The following is a 17,811-nucleotide window of genomic DNA, read 5'->3' as shown; positions in this document are numbered from 1 at the left end:
GTCGGGATCGGGTCGGATGTCGGAGTCGGGTCGGACGCCGGGATCGGGTCGCTGACCGGGGTTCCGGGGTGCGACGGGGACGTGGGGCTCGGGTTCGTCGCGGTGCCGGGGTGCGACGGGGTCCGGGGCTCCAGGGGGGTCGAGGGCGTGGAACGCGGCGTGCCGTACTGATGCGTCCAGTCGTCGCCGCCGGCGTCCGCGGGGTCCTTCTTGCGCATCCCCTTGTAGAACTGCGGCTCCGCCAGGCCGTTCGCGGTATCCAGGTAGGTGGTCGCCGCGTCGCTCATGATGCGCCGCGCCTCGGTGTCCTTCGTGGACGTGCTGCCGCTCCCCGTGGTCAGCTTGTCCAGCGCGATGTTGGTGTCCTGCACCTTGGTGGTCAGCTTGTCCAGGGTGTCGCCGTTGGACTTCAGCTTGTCGGGAGCGTCGCTGAAGGTGCCGTACAACCGTCGCAACTCGACGGTCATCATGCCCGCGGAGTGACCCGACCAGTGGCTGTCGGGGGCGGGCGCCTCCTTGGAGGTCAGGATTCCCTTGCCGAACAGGCCCTCGGAGTGGCCGCGCACCTTGTCGACGGCGTCGCGCAGGTCGCCGGCCATGTCGCGCAGCACCCGCGCCTGCTCGGCCATGTCGCCGGAGTGCTCGGCGTCCTTGACCGCCATGACGCGGATCTGTTCGGAGCTCAGGTCGTCATAGTTGGTGTTCACTTCTGCCCCAATCCAAACCAGTCGATGGATTCCGGCGACGCGCCGGGCGCCAGCACCTGGACGCTGAACAGGCCGTCGACCACGTGGTTCAGATCGTCGGCGGACAGGTTGTCCTGGTTTCCCAGTTCGTCGGCCATCTTGGACATCACCGCGCTCATCGCGCGGATGCCCTCCTCGGCGGCCAGATAGGAGTCTCCACAGCTCTTGATCTTGTCGACCAGCACCTCACCCGCGTGCCCCAGGGAGTGAGTGTGGTCGTTCACCCCCACGGTGACCATGATGTTGTCCTTGGTCTTCTCGATCGGACGCTCGCCGGCGCCATTGGCCAGGCGGGTCAACAGATTCTTGCGCTTGTCGTGCAGATCGTCGGCGGTGCGGCGCAACGCGTCGGCGGCTCGACGCACCGCGTGGATGTCGATATTGGTGTTGTGGGACATGTACTGTCTCACTCCGTCCTTGGTGGACGTCACCGGCGAGTCGGGGTTGGCGAAACCGGGACGTCCGTTTGTTTTTGTTTGTGCCCGAACCTTCGTGGCTTCTCGGCTGATTTAAGCCCAAAATCCGAGCTTTGGCAAGGGTTTGGCGCAAATAAGTCTAAGGATTCTTTGCTTCAGCGCCAACGCTTCTCATGGCCTCCTAGGAAAGGTCCTGGTCACGTACTTTCCATTGCTACATCGATATCTCTTATTGACTTCGATGTCAAACGGGCGTACTTTCGTCCAAAACAAAACGAAACGGTGGTGAAACCACATCATGTACGCCGAGGAACGCCAGCAGGAGATAGTACGCCTGGCCCGTACCGAGGGACGCGTGGAGGTCACACAGCTGGCCGAGACGCTCAACGTCACCGCCGAGACCGTGCGCCGCGACCTCACCACGTTGGAGCGCGCCGGCGTGATCCGCCGGGTCCACGGCGGCGCCATACCCATCGAGCGGATCGGCTTCGAGCGCGCCGTCACCGACCGCGACACCGTTCTCACCGAGGAGAAGGAGCGCATCGCCAAGTCGGCGCTGGCCGAGATCCCCGAGGACGGCGCGGTCATCCTGGACGCCGGCACCACCACCGCCCGCATGGCCCAGCTGATGCCCACCGACCGCGAACTCACCGTCGTGGTCAACTCCCCCGTCCTGGCCACCGTGTTGAGCGTCAAGGAGAACCTCACCGTGCTGCTGCTGGGCGGCAGGGTGCGCGGCAAGACACTGGCCACCGTGGACGAATGGGCGCTGCGCTGCCTGTCCGAGCTGTACGTGGACGTGGCGTTCATGGGCACCAACGGCATCACCGTCGAGCACGGGCTCACCACCCCGCACCAGGCCGAGGCCACGGTGAAGCGGGCCATGATCCGCTCCGCCCGCCGGGTGGTGCTGTTGGCCGACCACACCAAGGTGGGCCACGACCACATGGCGCGCTTCGGCGAACTGTCCGATGTCGACCTCATGATCACCGACGCCGAGGTCGACGCCGACCTGGCCGCCGAGCTCGAGGTCGCCGGGGTCAGGTTGTCGCGCGCATGATCCTCACCGTCACCCTCAACCCGAGCCTGGACCGCGCTTTGGACATCGGCACGCTGCGCCACGGCAAGGTGAACCGCGCCGGGCAGGCCCGCCTCGACCCGGGTGGCAAGGGCGTCAACGTGTCCCGGGCCCTGGTCGCGCACGGCATCGCCACCCGCGCGGTGCTGCCGTACGGCGGGCACTCCGGTGCCCAACTGGTGGAGATGCTGGACGCCGAGGGAGTCGGCGTGGTCGCGGTGCCCATCGGCGGGCGCACCCGCTCCAACCTCACCCTGGTCGAGCCCAGCGGCCTGGTCACCAAGATCAACGAGCCCGGACCCGAGCTGACCGCCGAGGAGTTCGAGGCGGTGTGCGCGGCGATCACCCGGGCCGCCGAGGGCGCCGAATGGGTGGTGCTCAGCGGCGCCGCCCCGCCCGGGGTGTCCATCGACGAGTTCACCGCGCTGTGCCGCCGCCTGGCCGGCACCGCCCGGCTGGCCGTCGACGCCGGCGGCCCGTGGCTGCTGGCCGCGGCCCGAGCGGGCGCCCACCTGGTCAAGCCCAACCGCCGCGAGCTGTCCGAGACCACCCGGACCGCACTGGAGTCCACCGAGGACGTCGCCCGCGCCGCGATCGCCCTGCGCGCCAAGGGTGTCGGCGCCGTGCTGGCCAGCCTGGCCGCCGACGGCGCGGTCCTGGTGGACGACGACGGCGTGCTGGTGGGAACCTCCCCGCAGGTGGAGGCCCGCAGCAACGTCGGCGCCGGCGACGCCATGCTCGCCGGATTCCTCGCCGCCGGCGCCCACGGCGACGACGCCCTCATCGAGGCGCTGTCGTGGGGCGCCGCCGCGGTGTCCCTGCCCGGCAGCCGGATGCCCGCGCCCGGCGACGTCAACCGCACCGGGGTGCGGATCCGCCCCGTTCCCACCCCACAATTGTCTACTCTGGAGTAAACCCATGTCGGAATACACCCCTCCGGTCACCGGGACCGGCGTCAAGGCAGGCATTCAACGCGTCGGCGGCTACCTGGCCGCCATGGTGATGCCCAACATCGGCGCGTTCATCGCCTGGGGCCTCATCACCGCGCTGTTCATCCCCACCGGATGGATCCCCAACAAGCACCTGGCCGAGCTGGTCGACCCCACCGTCACGTTCCTGCTGCCCGTCCTGATCGGTTACACCGGCGGACGCCTGGTGCACGGACAGCGCGGCGCCGTGGTCGGCGCCGTGGCCACCATGGGCATCGTGGTGGGCGCCGACATCCCGATGTTCCTGGGCGCCATGGCGATCGGGCCGCTGGCGGCGTGGGTCATCAAGCTCGTCGACAAGATCTTCGAGGACCGGGTGAAGCCCGGCTTCGAGATGCTCGTGGACAACATGACAGCCGGGATCATCGGCGCGGGCATGGCCCTGGTGGGGATGTGGGTGATCGGGCCGGTCGTCCACGTCATCACGAGCGGCGCCGGCGAGGGGGTGCACTGGCTGATCGCCCACGACCTGCTGCCCGCCGCGTCGCTGCTGGTGGAGCCCGCCAAGGTGCTGTTCCTCAACAATGCCGTCAACCACGGAGTGCTGGGCCCGCTGGGAATCGCCGAGGCCAAGGAAACCGGCAAGTCCATCCTGTTCATGGTGGAGTCCAACCCCGGGCCCGGATTTGGGCTTCTGTTGGCTTATCTGTGTTTCGGCCCGAGGCGGCTGCGGCCGTCGGTCCCCGCCGCGATGGTCATCCAGTTCCTGGGCGGCATCCACGAGATCTACTTCCCGTACGTCCTGATGAAGCCGCGCCTCATCCTGGCCACCATGGCCGGCGGCGCCGCCGGGGTCGGGACCTTCATGATCACCGGCGCCGGACTGGCCGCCACGCCCTCGCCGGGCAGCATCTTCGCCTACGTCGCGGTGATGCCCCCCGGCAGCTGGTTCGGGGTGCTGGCCGGGATCACCATCGCCGCGGTCGTGTCCTTCGTGGTGGCGTCGGCCCTTCTGGGTTTCGGGCGCGCCAAGGAGACACCGCCGGAATCGACACCAACCACCGAGGAAGAACCCGAACCCGCTCTGGCCGAGGAGAACTGAGAAACCATGGGAATCAAGGCATCAGACATTCACAAGGTCGTCGTGGCCTGTGACGCCGGGATGGGCTCCAGCGTCATGCTGGCCAGCCAACTGAAGCGCCAACTGTCCAAACACAACGTCACTGTCGAGCACGCCCCCGTCAACACGATCCCCGACGACGCCGACGTCATCGTGTGCCACGTGGGATTGGCGGCGCGGGCGCGCGGCAGCGCCCCGGGCAAGCCGATCGTGTCGGTGGAGGTGTTCATCGGGGACGTCGCCGTGACCAACCTGGTGAAGACGATCAAGAGCGGCGGGGAGCTCGATGTCTGACCTGTTGACGGCCGAGGCGATCCGGCTGGAGGAGTCGGCCGCCGACCGCGACGCCGCCATCGACCGCTGCGGCGAGGTGCTCGTCGAGATCGGCGCTGTGGAGCCCGGATACGTCGACGCCATGCGGCAACGCGAACGGTCCATTTCGACCTATGTCGGCGAGGGCGTGGCGATCCCGCACGGCACCGCGAACTCCAAGGCCCTGGTGCGCTCCGACGCGCTGGCCGTGCTGCGCTTTCCGTCCGGAGTGGACTGGGGCGGCGAGGAGGTGTCGGTGTGCGTCGCGATCGCCGCGGCCGGCGACGGACACGTGGCTCTGCTGGCGCAGCTGGCCGAGATCCTGCTCGACCCCGACGCGGCCCGCGCCCTGCGCGAGGCCACCGACACCGACACGATGCTCCAACTGTTGGCACCGATAAGAAAGGACACCGTCTCATGAAGGTGGTGCGATTCCACGCCCCCGGCGACGTGCGCATCGAGGACGCCGCCCAACCCGGCCCCGGACCCGGCGAGGTGCTGCTGCGGGTTCGGGCCTGCTCCACGTGCGGCACGGACGTGAAGATCTCCCGCTTCGGGCACCACCACATCGTGCCGCCGCGGGTGATGGGCCACGAGATCGCCGGCGAGATCACCGAGGTGGGAGGGGAGGTCTCCGGTTGGGACGTCGGAGACCGAGTCCAGGTGATCGCCGCCGTTCCCTGTGGACAGTGCGACGAGTGTCGGCGCGGGCGCATGACCGTGTGCCCGAACCAGACGTCCATGGGCTACCACTACGACGGCGGGTTCGCCAGCCACGTCGTGGTTCCCGCACAGGTGCTGGCCGTGGACGGCCTGCACGCCATCCCCGACGGCATCGGGTTCGCCGAGGCGTCGGTGGCCGAGCCGCTGGCGTGTGTCCTCAACGGACAGGAGCTGGCCGGGGTCGGCGAGGGCGACGACGTCCTGGTGATCGGCGCGGGCCCGATCGGGTGCCTGCATGTGCGGCTGGCCCGCTCGCGCGGGGCGGCGCGGGTGTTCCTGGCCGAGCTGAGCGCGCGGCGCCTGGAGATGGCCGCGAACCTGGTCAAGCCCGACGCGGCGATCTGCAGCGGCGACGCCGACCTCGTCGACGAGATCTCCAAGCTCACCAACGGGCGCGGCACCGACGTGACCATCGTGGCCGCCGCCTCGGGCGCGGCCCAGGAGCAGGCGCTGCGGCTGGCGGCGCGCGGCGGTCGCATCAGCATGTTCGGGGGGCTCCCCAAGGACGACCCGACCATCACCTGCGACTCGAACCTGGTCCACTACCGCGAGCTGACCATCGTGGGCGCCAATGGATCCAGCCCCGCCCACAACGCCGAGGCGCTGCGGCTCATCGCCTCGGGCGCGGTCGAGGTCGCCGACCTCATCACCCACCGCCTGCCGCTGGAGCGCGCCCTCGACGCCTTCGGGATCGTGGCGCGCGGCGAGGCCATCAAGGTCACCATCGAACCCTGAGGAGTAGTCATGGCCACCAAGACCGTCGTGATCGGGTCGGCCAGCGGGCTGCACGCCCGCCCCGCCAAGCTGTTCGTCCAGGCCGCCACCGCGGCCGACGCCGAGGTGCGGGTGTCGACGGGCGGCAAGCCGTTCGTGCCCGCCCGCAGCCTGCTGGCGGTGATGGCGCTGGGCGCCAAGCAGGGCGCGGAGGTGACGCTGGAGGCCGACGGACCACACGCCGCGGAGGTCCTGGAGTCCTTGGGGGCGTTGCTGGAGCGGGATTTGGACGCGGAGGAAGCCGATGCCTGAGCGGTTGCGCGGCATCGGGGTGAGCCCCGGCGTCGCGGCGGGCCCGCTGATCAAGCTGGCGCCCGTGCCGCCGCTGCCCGCGCCGCGGGCGGTCGGCGACGTCGAGGCCGAGGGGCGGCGGGCACGCGAGGCGCTGGAAAACGTTGCGGCGCAGGTGAACGCGCGCGCTGCGGCGGCCACGGGTCCCGCGGTGGAGGTGCTGGAGGCCCAGGCCATGATGGCCACCGACCCGATGCTCGTCGACGCGGTCGCCGAGCACGTCGGGTCGGGAATGGACGCCGCTCACGCGATCCACGCGGCCTTCGCCGCGCACCGCGAGGCGTTCGCCGCCGCGGGCGGCCTGCTGGCCGAGCGGGTCACCGACCTGGACGACCTGCGCGACCGCGCCACCGCGGTGTGCCTGGATCGCCCCGCCCCCGGGGTTCCCGATCCCGGGCGCCCCTTCGTGTTGGCGGCCGAGGACCTGGCGCCCGCCGACACCGCGACCCTGAACCTGGATCAGGTGCTCGCCCTCGTGGTGTCCTCGGGCGGGCCCACCAGCCACACCGCGATCCTGGCACGCGCGGTCGGGCTGCCCGCCATCGTCGGGTGCAAGGGCATCACGGCGGTCGACGACGAGACCCTGGTGAGTGTGGACGGAGCCACGGGCGATGTCGCCGTGGGGGTCGACGCCGCGGAGGTCGACCGCCTGGCCGCACAGGCGGCGGCGTCGCGCGACTCCCTCGGCCGCGGCCGGACGGGGGCGGAAGCGTCGACGCGCCTGGACGACCAGGGCACGATGTCATCGCGCCCGGGCCAGACGGCCGACGGGCATCGGGTGGCGCTGCTGAGCAACATCGGCGGCGCGTCCGAGATCCCCGACGACTGCGAGGGGGTGGGGCTGTTTCGCACCGAGCTGCTGTATCTGAACCGCACCACCGCGCCCACCGTGGCCGAACAGACCCGCGCGTACCGCGAGGTGTTCGCCGCGGCGGGCGACCGCCCCGTCGTGGTGCGCACCCTGGACGCGGGCGCCGACAAGCCGCTGCCGTTCGCCAACCTCACCGACGAGCCCAACCCCGCGCTCGGGGTGCGGGGGCTGCGCCTGGTGCGGCGCGACGCCACGTTGATGGACACCCAGCTGGCGGCGATCGCCGCCGCGGCGTCCGACACCGACGCCGAGGTGCGGGTCATGGCGCCCATGGTGTCGACCGTGACGGAGGCGGCCGACTTCGCCGAGCGCGCCCGCGCCGCGGGGATATCCACGGTGGGCGTCATGGTGGAGGTTCCCGCCGCGGCGCTGGCCGCCATCGAGCTGGTCAAGGTGGTGGACTTCCTCAGCATCGGCACCAACGACTTGAGCCAGTACCTGTTCGCCGCCGACCGCCAATCCAGCGACCTGGCCGACCTGCTGGACCCGTGGCAACCCGCGCTGCTGTCGCTCATCGCCTGCTGCGCCGACGCGGGCGCCGCGGCGGGCGTGTCGGTCGGGGTGTGCGGGGAGGCGGCGTCCGACCCCGCGCTGGCCGTGGTGCTGGCGGGGCTCGGGGTGACCAGCCTGTCCATGTCCGCCCGCGCCCTGCCGCGGGTGCGCCGCTCCCTGTCCGAACACACCATGGACGACTGCCGCCGCGCCGCCGACCAGGCGACGCGGGGCTGAGGGGGCCCGATCACCGCTCCACCTGCTCGTCGTCGGCGCCACCGACGAGAAGCGCGAGCACGCGCTCGGCGTCGCGACGACGGCGTGTCTTGCGGGAGAAGAGGATCACCAGGACAAGCACGAACACGGTGGCGCGCGGAATCCGCGATCCACCGCTGAGCATCCGAAGAAGCGACACGGTCCCTCCAGCACATGTCCGCACGGGCCCTCGGTAATCAGCCATCGTGGACACGACGGCCTAGAGGGTGTGCGGGCAGTTATGTCGTGCTAAGAGAAGGTGCCTCGGGATTGGTGACCGCACATTCGACGGGCCGCGCGGCGCGTCGCCGCTCGGGAGGCGAATCGCCCCCCTGCCCGTCCGTGGTGTGTGCTGATAGTCACGTTGACCATTGTGCCCCACGGTTTCCGCCGATACAAGTCATCGGGCGGAGTCGATCGAGCTGGCGGGCCATGAGCGACGGCTTTTCGACTAGCATCCTTACCGACGAGTAACGACGAGTCGGGCTTGGAGACGCTATGGCGCGGTCGGACGGCCCCCGGGGCCTGGACCTCGATCGATTGCGGTCGCACGTGGATGCCGAGCTGCCCGGGCTGTTCGCTGGACCGCTTGAGGCCCAACTGATCCCGGGCGGGAAGTCCAACCTCACGTACTCCGTCACCGACGGGGACAACGCGTGGGTGGTGCGGCGGCCGCCGCTGGGGCACGTGCTGGCCACCGCGCACGACATGGGGCGGGAGTACCGGGTGATGGCGGCGCTGGCCGACACTCCCGTGCCCGTGCCGAGGGTGCGGCTGCTGTGCGACGACGCCGAGGTGCTCGGGGCGCCGTTCTACGTGATGGACTATGTGGACGGCACGGTGTATCGCTCGGCGGCGCAGACCAGCGGTTTGGGTGAGCAGCGCGCGGAAAGGCTGTCGCACCACCTCGTCGAGGTGCTGGCCGCGCTGCACACCGTGGACTTCGACGCCGTGGGCCTGGGCGATTTCGGGCGGCCGCAAGGGTTCTTGGAGCGGCAGGTGCGGCGTTGGCATCGGCAGGCGGAATCCTCCCGCAGCCGCGAGCTGCCCGATCTGGACTCGCTGCACGACGCGCTGGCCGAGGGGGTGCCCGAGTCCGCGCGGCACTCCATTGTGCACGGCGACTATCGGCTCGACAACGCGATCGCCGCGGGCGACGACACGATCGCGGCCGTGCTGGACTGGGAGATGGCCACCCTCGGCGACCCGCTCACCGATCTGGGACTGCTGCGGATGTACTGGGACGGATTCGACGATCTGCCGCGCGATCTGATCGCCGACGCCGTGAACCCCGCCGCGGGCTTCCCCGCCTCGGCCGAGCTCATCGAGATGTACACGGCGTCCAGCGGGATCGACGTCGGGCAACTCGCCTGGTACGAGGGGTTCGCGTGTTACAAGCTGGCGGTGATCCTCGAGGGGATCCACTATCGACACATACACGGGCAGACCCTCGGCGAGGGCTTCGCGTCGATCGGGAACCTGGTGGCGCCGATCGCGGCGGCGGGCCTGGAACGGCTGGGAAGGCGGTGATGGGGTTCGCCACCGAGGAACCGCGCGGCCCCGACACGGGAGACATGGATCTGTTGGCCGAGCACGGTTCCGACACGCGGCGGGACGCGTGGCCGCGCTCGTGCCGTCCGTCCGAAACGAATCGAGGAGCATAGATGAGCAGAACGGCGATCATCACGGGCGCCAGTCGGGGCATCGGCCTCGGCATCGCCCAGGCCCTGGTGGCCGCGGGCGATCGGGTGTGCCTCACCGCCCGCGGCGCCGACACCCTGGCCGAGGCGGTGGAGTCGCTGGGCGGGCCCGAACACGCCATCGCGGTGGCGGGCAAGGCCCACGACCCCGGCCACCAGGACGAGGCGATCGCCCGAACCATCGAGACCTTCGGGCCCATCGATGTTCTGGTGAACAACACGGGCACCAACCCCGTGTTCGGCCCCGTCATCGACCTCGACCCCGCCGTGGCCCGCAAGATGCTCGACATCAACTTCATGACGGCCCTGGAGTGGACCCAGAAGGTGCACAAGGCGTCCATGGCCGAGCGCGGCGGCGCGATCGTCAACGTGTCCTCCGTGGCGGGCCTGCGCCCCGCCCCCGGCCTGGGCTTCTACGGCGCCACCAAGGCCGCCATGATCCACCTGACCGCGCAGCTGGCCGCCGAGCTCGCCCCCGACATCCGCGTCAACGCGGTGGCGCCCGCCATCGTCAAGACCCGCTTCGCCTCGGCCCTGTACGCCGACAACGAACGTCAGGTCGCCGAGACCTATCCCCTGGGTCGCCTCGGCGAGGTCACCGACGTCGCCTCCGCCGTGCGGTTCCTGTTGTCGGACGAGGCCTCGTGGATCACGGGACAGACCATTGTGCTCGACGGCGGCATGACCCTGTTGGGAGGCTTGACATGACGGAACTTCGCGACGCGGGCGTGGTCATCACGGGCGCGGGCCACGGGATCGGCGCGGCGATGGCGCGGCGCTTCGCCGACGGCGGCGCCCGCGTGGTGGTCAACGACCTGGATCAACCCGCCGCCGCAACGGTCGCCGCCGAGATCGGCGGGACGGCGATCGCGGGCGACGCCGCGGCGCCCGAGGACCTGATCGCCACGGCCCGCGCCGAACTCGGCGCCATCGACATCTACTGCGCCAACGCGGGAGTGCCGACGGGCGGAAGCGAGCAGGCGACCGACGCGGACTGGGACCTGGCGTGGCAGGTCAACGTGATGGCCCACGTGCGCGCCAGTCGCGCCCTCACGGGCGACTGGCTGGAGCGAGGGAGGGGCCACTTCCTGTCGACGGTCTCGGCGGCGGGCCTGCTCACCATGCTGGGCGCCGCCCCGTACGCGGTCACCAAGCACGCGGTCCTGGCATTCGCCGAGTGGATGCGCATCACCTACGGCCACAAGGGAATCACGGTCCAGGCCCTGTGCCCGCTGGGCGTGCGCACCAACATGATCGCCGACATCGGCGCCTACGGCAAGGCCCTGCTGGAACCCGACGCGATCGCGCCCGAGCGGGTCGCCGACGCGGTGGCCGACTCCCTTGCGGACGGTCCCTTCCTGATCCTGCCCCACCCGCAGGTCGCCAAGATGTACGCCAATCGCGCCGCCGACCCGCGGCGCTGGCAGGAGGCGTTGCGGGCGTTGCAGATTCAGATCGAGTCGGGGCCTCAAGAGTAAAAAGGCCTCTCGCGCACGGTCGAGGCCGTAGACCTCCCCCTCGACGGCGGCGATGACGACGGCGGCAATCCAAGCCCGACGGCGAGAGACGCGGCCATAGACCTCCCCCTCGACGGTGGGGATGGCGACGGCGGCATCCCCCGCACGACGGCGGGAACCGAGACGGCGGCATCCCCGTATGACGGCGGGTCGAGACCGCGACCTCCCCGCCCGACGAGGGCGCTCGCGGGCGGGCGGTGGCGGCGAGCGAACACGCACATGGGGCCGCGCGGGCCCATGGGAGCGGACCCGCGCGGCGGTTGGGGAGGGTTAGTTGAGTCCGTAGGAGCGGACGGTGGAGGTCTCGACCGTCTGTCCCCTGTCGTCCTTTGCGGACAGTTTGATGGACACGAATGTCGTGCCCGAGGGGTGCTTGAGCTTCGCGGTGGCGTGGTCGCCGTGGCGGTCGATCGACACCTTCTTCCAGGTCTTTCCGTCGTCATAGGACACCTGGAAGGCCATGGACGCGCACGTGCGGTCGGCCGCGCCGTGCTGGGTGACGAAGTCGAGGGAGACGTCCTGCGTCTTGCCCGCCTTGGCGTAGCCGTCGGTGACGCCCGAGGCGTTGAACCGCACCGCCGACACGTCCAGCGGGGTGGCCTTGGAGACCTCCGCCGAATCGAAGGTCCACGTCGCGGTGGAGCGGGTGCCGAGCTTCGTCCAGGTGGCGTCGCGGCTGCCGTCGAAGGTCACGGTGTAGCGGCCCGAATCGCCCTTCGGCAGGTCGGCCGACACCGCGCCACCCGTCTTGGTGGAGCCCAGGACCTTGCCGTCCTTGCTGACCTTCGACGTGCCCGTCAGGCCCATGGCGGCGTCGACCTCGCCGTCGGCGACACCCGCGAACATCGCGGGCAGGATCTGCAGTTCGGGCTTGCCCGAGGCGGCGTCATAGGGGACGCGCTCCATCCCGATCCAGCTCGGCACCCGTGAATCGGGCAGTCCGACCGACACGGGCGCCGACAGCCAGGTGTCCTTGCCCCCACCAGGTTTCAACGCACCAAGGTGGCGGAACGCGCCGTCGCCGCGCGAGTCGTCCTGAAAGTCGGCCAGCAGGTTCCAGTCCACATCGGCCGAGGCGGTGTAGTACTCGGTGCGGGTGGACGGAACGGTCACAGGCACCCCTGGCGAGTAGATCGGCGGGGTGATGACCGGGTTGTCGGGCAGGTTCTGGCGGTCCAACGTGGTCTTGACGCCCTGCCCGTCGTAGCGGGCGGTGCGCCGCGACAGCTGATCGTCGTGGACCCTCAGCGTCGGGTCGGCGGGGTTTCCGTTGGTGCGCATGTCGAAGAGGCTGTAGGTATACGGCTTGGACGCGTCCGACGGCCCCGACAGCTCGGCGTCGGCGAGGTATCCCGCCTCGTGGCCCCTGGGCTTGTCGGAGGGGATCGCGTAGGCGCCCGATCCCGCGTCGGCGGTGAACCCCGACACCAGCGCGCTGTCGCCCGCCTTCTGGAAGTAGTTGACGTCCAACGACACGGGCTTCGCGTCCTTCGCGTCCACCTGGTACGCCAGCTTCTTGGCCTTGGTCCCGTCCACCGCGACCGTGGTCGCCTTGTCGGTGACCTTCAGATCGGTGACGTACGAGGCGAAGTCCTGCTCCTTGCCGCGCGCGGCGCGCATGTCGGCGAGGATCCCGTAGTTGCCCGGCTTCAGGTCGATGGCGGCGGTTCCCTTGTCGGCCTGGAAGAAGTTGGACTCGCCGGTGTCCAGGTTGATCCATCCCCCGCCCGCCTCGGGCGGCTGCTTGCCGTCCAGCCAGGTGAAGTTCACCGTGACCGTCGTGGCGTCGGCCCGACGGGTCTCGCCCGTCATGAACCTTTCGCCCAGACGGGACGGCTCGGAGACCTTCCTGGCGTCGCTGTACCCGTTGCGCAGCAACGCGTCCACGTCGTACAGCCGCGCGTCCGCTCTGCCCGAACGCACCTCGGGCAGCTTCGCCACGGGAATGACGACGCGGTCCCCATTGGACAACCGAGTGGAGAACACCTCGTCCGACGGGTCGACCAGCGCGAGCCCACCGTCTGGGGTGGACCGCACCTGCTCGCCCGTGGGCAGGGTGACGGTGTCGGCGATCTTGCCCGGCGTCGGCTCGTCGGACGCCGAGTCGGCCAACGCCAACCCTCCGCCCGCACTGATCAAGACGGCCGCGCCGACAAGGGCCGCGACATGTCGCTTACGCACGTGTTCCTCCTGGGGTCGTTGAGCGCTACCCAACAGACGCGCCGACGCCCCCGCGCTGTTTACTCGCCACGCGACAGACCCAGATGGAAACGGGTATACGTGTCAAAGTCTTCGGTTCGTTTGAAGCCCAAGCGATCAAGCACTCGCCCGCTGCGGACGTTGCCGTGCGTCACGCCCGCCCACACGTCGGTGGCATCGAGTGCGTCGCGGGCGTGGGCGATGAGCGCCTCGGCGGCCAGGGTCGCGTAGCCGTGGCCCCGTGCGTCGGCCCCGAGCCAGAACCCGATGGAGTAGTTCGGCGGGTTCACGGGATTGAGGTCGATGCGACCGATCAGGGCCCCGTCCAGCCGCAGGCCGTAACGCAGGTTGCGATCGGTCGGGTCGGCGAGATGTTCGCGGATGTCGTCCAACGTGGCATTGACTTCGCGGTCGTAGTCGCCGAACTCGGTGAGATGGTCGCGGCTCGCCCGCAGCAGGTCGTGGTAGTCGGCGGCGTCGGCGACGGTCAGTTCCCGCAGCCGAAGCCGCGGCTCGAGCGTGCCAATTTCGTCAAGTCTGTCCGACACGGCCATAGAAGCTAGCACTCGTGGCCATTTCCCGCCCGAGGCATTGCCCGCCCGCCGCCGACGTCGGTAGCGTGTCGCCCTGTCGCACATCGACTCCCGAAAGCGTTGACCTCCATGCCCACGAATGCCCTTGCCCTGAGCCGCAAGCGAATCCTGCTCGCCGCCGCCGTGGTCGCGGTGCTCGCCGCGTCGGTGCTGTGGTGGTGCGGCGGCGCCCATGCCGACGCCGACACCACCGCCGCGGCGCCGGTGTCGCCGCAGAAGGTGATCAAGCGGAACTTCGCCGATCCCGAGGTGAACCACTTCGGCAAGACCTACTACGCGTACGCCACCAACACCGGCGGGCGCAACCTTCCCGTGGCGACCGCCCCGTCGCCGGGCGGCCCGTGGAAGGTGCACGGTAAGGACGCCCTGCCGAGGCTGGGTGCGTGGGCCAAGGGCGGCAAGACCTGGGCGCCCGACGTGTCCCGCCGCGCCGACGGCAAGTACCTGCTCTACTACACGGCGCACAGCAGGCACCCCGACCTCCAATGCATCGGCGCGGCCGTCGCCAAGAGCCCGCTGGGGCCGTTCAAACCGTTGGGCACCAAGGCGTTGGTCTGCCCGCCGTCCGACGGCGGCGCCATCGACGCGTCGTCCTTCGTGGAGGGCAAGCAGCGCTACCTGCTGTACAAGAGCGACCTGAACTCGCGCGGGCTGCGCCCGAAGCTATACCTGCAACGCACCGACGCCAGCGGCGTGAGGTTCCAGCGGTCCCGCGTCACCCTGCTGCGCAACGACCTGAAGTCCGAGCACGGCATCATCGAGGCGCCCGTCATGGTGAAGCACGGCGACTGGTACGTGCTGTTCTACTCGGGCGGCGTCTTCAGCAAGGACAACTACTTCACGGGCGTCGCCCGATCGAGGACCCTCACCGGGCCCTTCAAGCGGATGCGCCCGCTCATCACCACCGCCAGCACCGACGGCGCGGTCAAGGGACCCGGCGGCGCCGACGTGGTGCCGGGCGCGCACGGCGTCGACAGCGTCTTCTTCCACGGCCTGACCGGCGCGGGTCGCAGCATGTTCCGCGCCGACCTGGGCTGGGCGGGCGGGCGGCCCGTGGTGCGCGGGTCCCGCGCCCGCTACGAGGCGGAGAACGGCGCGTTCCACGACTGCCGCGTCCGCGACCACGCCAAGGGGGCCTCGGGCGGCAAGGTCGCCGCCCGCATCGACCATTCCGACAGCCATGTGGACATCAGATTCTTCGCGCCCCGCGCCGGACGGTACTTCGTCGCGGTGGGGTACGCCACCGGATCCCGTCAGGGAGCCACCCACCGCCTGTCGGTCGACGGCGGCGCGGCGCGAACCGTGACGTACCCGCTCACCGGCTGGGACAACTGGAAGCGGGTACACCTCACCGTCAACGCGAAGGCGGGCTGGAACACCCTGCGATTCGCGCACGGTAAGGGCTTCACCGAACTCGACTTCGTCGAGGTCCGTTGAAACCGGCCGCGCCGGGTGCCTTCAATGGGTTGGGGCACCCGGCGCGGCTTTGCTACCGCGCCAGCTCGGCGCGCACCCGCACCGCCGCCGCGGTGAGGTTGCCCAGGGCCTCGCGCACCTCCGGCCAGCCGCGGGTCTTCAGCCCGCAGTCGGGGTTGACCCACAACCGCTCGGCGGGGATCCCCGCCGACAGCGCCGCCCGCAGCGCCTCGGCGATCTCGTCCACCGACGGCACGCGCGGGGAGTGGATGTCGTACACGCCGGGGCCGACCTCGCGGGGGTAGGCGGCCGCCGCCAGCTCCCGCGCCACCGTCATGCCCGAGCGGGCCGCCTCCAGGCTGATGACGTCGGCGTCCAGTTCCTCGATGGCGCCGAGGATCTCGCCGAACTCCGCGTAACACATGTGGGTGTGGATCTGGGTGGCCGCGTCGACGCCCGCCGTCGCGAGCCGAAACGCCTCGGTCGCCCATTCCAGGTAGGACGCACGCCGCGCGGCGCGCAGCGGCAGGGTCTCGCGCAGCGCGGGCTCGTCGACCTGGATCACCCCGCAGCCCGACGCCTCCAGCTCCGCGACCTCGTCGCGCAGCGCCAGGGCCACCTGGCGGGCGGTGTCGGCGCGCGGCTGGTCGTCGCGCACGAACGACCACGCCAGCATGGTCACGGGGCCCGTGAGCATCGCCTTCAGCGGACGGTCGGTGTGGGTTCGCGCGAAGTCGGTCCACCGCACCGTCATCGGGGCGGGTCGGCTGACGTCGCCGGCCAGGATCGGCGGTCGGGCGTAGCGGGTGCCGTAGGACTGGACCCAGCCGTGGCGGGTGGCGAGGAATCCGTTGAGCCGCTCGGCGAAGTACTGCACCATGTCGTTGCGTTCGGCCTCGCCGTGCACGAGCACGTCCAGCCCGGCCTTCTCCTGAAACGCCACCACCTCGCGGATCTCCGCGGCGATGCGGTCCTCATAGGACGCATGGTCCAGTCGTCCCGCCCGCAGGTCGGCGCGCGCGGCGCGCAGCTCCCCGGTCTGCGGGAACGAGCCGATGGTGGTCGTCGGCAGCGGCGGGAGTTCGAGGCGTTCGCGTTGCCGCACAACCCTTTCGGCGTACGGCTCCGATCGCCGCGCGTCGCGCGGCTCCACGGCCCCGCACCGCGACCGCACCGTCGCGTCCCGGGTGACGGCCGAGGCCGCCCGCGCGTCCAGGGCCGCGCGGTTCACCGCGAGCTCCCCCGCCACGGCCGCCGTTCCCGCGGTCAGGCCACGGTGGACGGTCACGGTCTCGTCGACCTTCTGGCGCGCGAACGCCAGCCACCGCCGCACCTGCGGGTCCATGTCGCGCTCGGCCGCCAGGTCCAGCGGCACGTGCAGCAGCGAACACGACGGCGCCACGTCCACCCGGTGCGCCAGCCCCAGCAGCGTCGCCACCGTCGACAGCGACTCGGAGAGGTCGTTGATCCACACGTTGCGCCCGTTGACGACCCCGGCGATCAACCGCTTGCTGGCCAGGCCGCCCAGCGCCGCCAGGTCGGCGAGGTTGTCGCGCGCGGGACCGGTGAAGTCCAGGCCGAGGCCCTCGATCGGAGCGTCCCGCAGCACGGCGAGGGCCTCGCCGAGCCGGTCGAAATAGCTGGCCACCAACAGCTTCGGGCGATTGACGCGCTCGCCCAGCGCGCGGTACACCCGCGCCACCGCGTCGAGCACGCGCGCGGGCTGGTCGAGCACGAGGCACGGCTCGTCGAGCTGCACCCAGCCGACGCCCGCGTCTCGCAGGCGCGCCAACACCTCGGCGTAGACCGGGACCAGGCGGTCGATGAGGTCCAGGGGCGCGAAGTCGGCGGCCGCTGAGGGTTCGGGCTTGGCCAGCAGCAGGTAGCTGGCGGGCCCCAGCAGGACCGCGCGCGGCCGGTGCCCCAGCTTCAGCGCCTCGTCGACCTCGCCGAGGATCTTGGCGGGGTCGGCCCCGAAGCGGGTGTCGGGGCCGAGCTCGGGCACCAGGTAGTGGTAGTTGGTGTCGAACCACTTGGTCATCTCCAGTGGAGCGACGTCGCGGGTGCCTCGGGCCATCGCGAAGTACCCGTCCAGGGCGTCGGCGTCCATCGCCTCGCGGTGGCGCGGCGGTATCGCCCCGACCATGACGGAGGCGTCCAGCACGTGGTCGTACAGCGAGAAGTCCCCCACGGGGACCTCGCCGATTCCCGCCCGCGCCAGGGCGTCCCAGTTGTCGCGCCGCAGCCCCGCGGCGACGTCCCGCAGCTCCTCGGCGCTCACCCGCGAGGCCCAGTAGCCCTCCACGGCGCTCTTCAGTTCCCGTTTCGGCCCCTGCCGGGGGTATCCGTGCACGGTGGCGATCGATGTTGTTGACACGA

At 70.6% G+C, this 17,811-nt stretch carries 17 protein-coding genes and 1 pseudogene; 12 read left to right on the top strand and 6 right to left on the bottom strand.

Annotation, left to right across the window (positions count from 1 at the left end):
- A pseudogene (locus VE172_RS04085) lies at positions 1-707 on the bottom strand (hypothetical protein); the annotation flags it as partial.
- Positions 704-1,156, bottom strand: a complete 453-nt coding sequence (locus VE172_RS04080) for a hypothetical protein (protein ID WP_324797553.1) — start codon at positions 1,154-1,156, stop codon at positions 704-706. The gene VE172_RS04080 and the pseudogene VE172_RS04085, both read right to left, overlap by 4 nt.
- A gap of 304 nt (positions 1,157-1,460) precedes the next feature.
- On the opposite strand from VE172_RS04080, the gene VE172_RS04075 reads away from it, so the two are divergent.
- Genes VE172_RS04075 through ptsP form a run of 8 tightly spaced genes read left to right on the top strand, consistent with a single transcriptional unit; the run spans position 1,461 to position 7,989 of the window.
- Entirely contained in the window at positions 1,461-2,222 is a 762-nt protein-coding gene (locus tag VE172_RS04075; protein WP_324797550.1) for a DeoR/GlpR family DNA-binding transcription regulator, read from the top strand.
- On the top strand, positions 2,219-3,154 hold the full coding sequence (locus tag VE172_RS04070) for a 1-phosphofructokinase family hexose kinase (RefSeq protein WP_324797547.1): 936 nt from the start codon (positions 2,219-2,221) through the stop codon (positions 3,152-3,154). Before VE172_RS04075 ends, VE172_RS04070 begins: the two co-directional genes overlap by 4 nt.
- Before the next feature lie 4 nt (positions 3,155-3,158).
- Positions 3,159-4,271, top strand: a complete 1,113-nt coding sequence (locus VE172_RS04065; RefSeq protein ID WP_324797544.1) for a PTS mannitol transporter subunit IICB — start codon at positions 3,159-3,161, stop codon at positions 4,269-4,271.
- Between the two features lie 6 nt (positions 4,272-4,277).
- Positions 4,278-4,583: a PTS sugar transporter subunit IIBC family protein gene (locus VE172_RS04060; protein ID WP_324797541.1), complete on the top strand. Its 306-nt coding sequence runs from the start codon at positions 4,278-4,280 to the stop codon at positions 4,581-4,583.
- Entirely contained in the window at positions 4,576-5,022 is a 447-nt protein-coding gene (locus tag VE172_RS04055) for a PTS mannitol transporter subunit IIA (RefSeq protein ID WP_324797538.1), read from the top strand. The genes VE172_RS04060 and VE172_RS04055 overlap by 8 nt, the downstream gene beginning before the upstream one ends.
- On the top strand, positions 5,019-6,059 hold the full coding sequence (locus tag VE172_RS04050; RefSeq protein ID WP_324797534.1) for a zinc-dependent dehydrogenase: 1,041 nt from the start codon (positions 5,019-5,021) through the stop codon (positions 6,057-6,059). The genes VE172_RS04055 and VE172_RS04050 overlap by 4 nt, the downstream gene beginning before the upstream one ends.
- 9 nt (positions 6,060-6,068) lie before the next feature.
- Positions 6,069-6,350, top strand: coding sequence for an HPr family phosphocarrier protein (locus tag VE172_RS04045; protein WP_324797530.1), 282 nt, complete (start codon positions 6,069-6,071; stop codon positions 6,348-6,350).
- Positions 6,343-7,989, top strand: coding sequence for a phosphoenolpyruvate--protein phosphotransferase (gene ptsP / locus VE172_RS04040; protein WP_324797528.1), 1,647 nt, complete (start codon positions 6,343-6,345; stop codon positions 7,987-7,989). Before VE172_RS04045 ends, ptsP begins: the two co-directional genes overlap by 8 nt.
- Before the next feature lie 10 nt (positions 7,990-7,999).
- Here ptsP and VE172_RS04035 read toward each other — a convergent pair whose 3' ends face one another.
- Positions 8,000-8,167 carry a hypothetical protein gene (locus tag VE172_RS04035; RefSeq protein ID WP_324797525.1) on the bottom strand — a complete coding sequence of 56 codons (168 nt, stop codon included), beginning with the start codon at positions 8,165-8,167 and terminating at the stop codon, positions 8,000-8,002.
- A gap of 338 nt (positions 8,168-8,505) precedes the next feature.
- On the opposite strand from VE172_RS04035, the gene VE172_RS04030 reads away from it, so the two are divergent.
- The 3 genes from VE172_RS04030 (at position 8,506) to VE172_RS04020 (ending at position 11,185) form a co-directional block, all read left to right on the top strand.
- Positions 8,506-9,537 carry a phosphotransferase family protein gene (locus VE172_RS04030; protein ID WP_324797523.1) on the top strand — a complete coding sequence of 344 codons (1,032 nt, stop codon included), beginning with the start codon at positions 8,506-8,508 and terminating at the stop codon, positions 9,535-9,537.
- 134 nt (positions 9,538-9,671) lie between these two features.
- The gene (locus VE172_RS04025) at positions 9,672-10,415 is read left to right on the top strand and encodes an SDR family oxidoreductase (RefSeq protein ID WP_324797519.1); all 744 of its coding nucleotides are present in this window, start codon (positions 9,672-9,674) and stop codon (positions 10,413-10,415) included.
- Positions 10,412-11,185 (top strand): SDR family oxidoreductase, encoded by a 774-nt coding sequence (locus VE172_RS04020; RefSeq protein ID WP_324797516.1) that lies wholly within the window; start codon positions 10,412-10,414, stop codon positions 11,183-11,185. Before VE172_RS04025 ends, VE172_RS04020 begins: the two co-directional genes overlap by 4 nt.
- Before the next feature lie 309 nt (positions 11,186-11,494).
- Here the strand turns inward: VE172_RS04020 and VE172_RS04015 are convergent, their stop codons facing one another.
- The gene (locus VE172_RS04015) at positions 11,495-13,405 is read right to left on the bottom strand and encodes a hypothetical protein (protein WP_324797513.1); all 1,911 of its coding nucleotides are present in this window, start codon (positions 13,403-13,405) and stop codon (positions 11,495-11,497) included.
- Between the two features lie 59 nt (positions 13,406-13,464).
- On the bottom strand, positions 13,465-13,977 hold the full coding sequence (locus VE172_RS04010; protein WP_414715060.1) for a GNAT family N-acetyltransferase: 513 nt from the start codon (positions 13,975-13,977) through the stop codon (positions 13,465-13,467).
- A gap of 108 nt (positions 13,978-14,085) precedes the next feature.
- Between VE172_RS04010 and VE172_RS04005 the strand changes: the two genes are divergently transcribed.
- Positions 14,086-15,453, top strand: a complete 1,368-nt coding sequence (locus VE172_RS04005; RefSeq protein WP_324797506.1) for a family 43 glycosylhydrolase — start codon at positions 14,086-14,088, stop codon at positions 15,451-15,453.
- A 52-nt stretch (positions 15,454-15,505) separates the two neighbouring features.
- On the opposite strand, the gene metE is transcribed toward VE172_RS04005, so the two are convergent.
- Positions 15,506-17,809 carry a 5-methyltetrahydropteroyltriglutamate--homocysteine S-methyltransferase gene (gene metE / locus VE172_RS04000; protein WP_324797504.1) on the bottom strand — a complete coding sequence of 768 codons (2,304 nt, stop codon included), beginning with the start codon at positions 17,807-17,809 and terminating at the stop codon, positions 15,506-15,508.
- Positions 17,810-17,811 lie beyond the last annotated feature (2 nt).

Source organism: Stackebrandtia sp. (assembly GCF_035643755.1).
In the GTDB taxonomy this organism is placed as follows: domain Bacteria; phylum Actinomycetota; class Actinomycetes; order Mycobacteriales; family Micromonosporaceae; genus Stackebrandtia.
The sequence above is the reverse complement of the archived record's forward strand: the minus strand, read 5'-3'. Positions and strand labels throughout refer to the sequence as shown.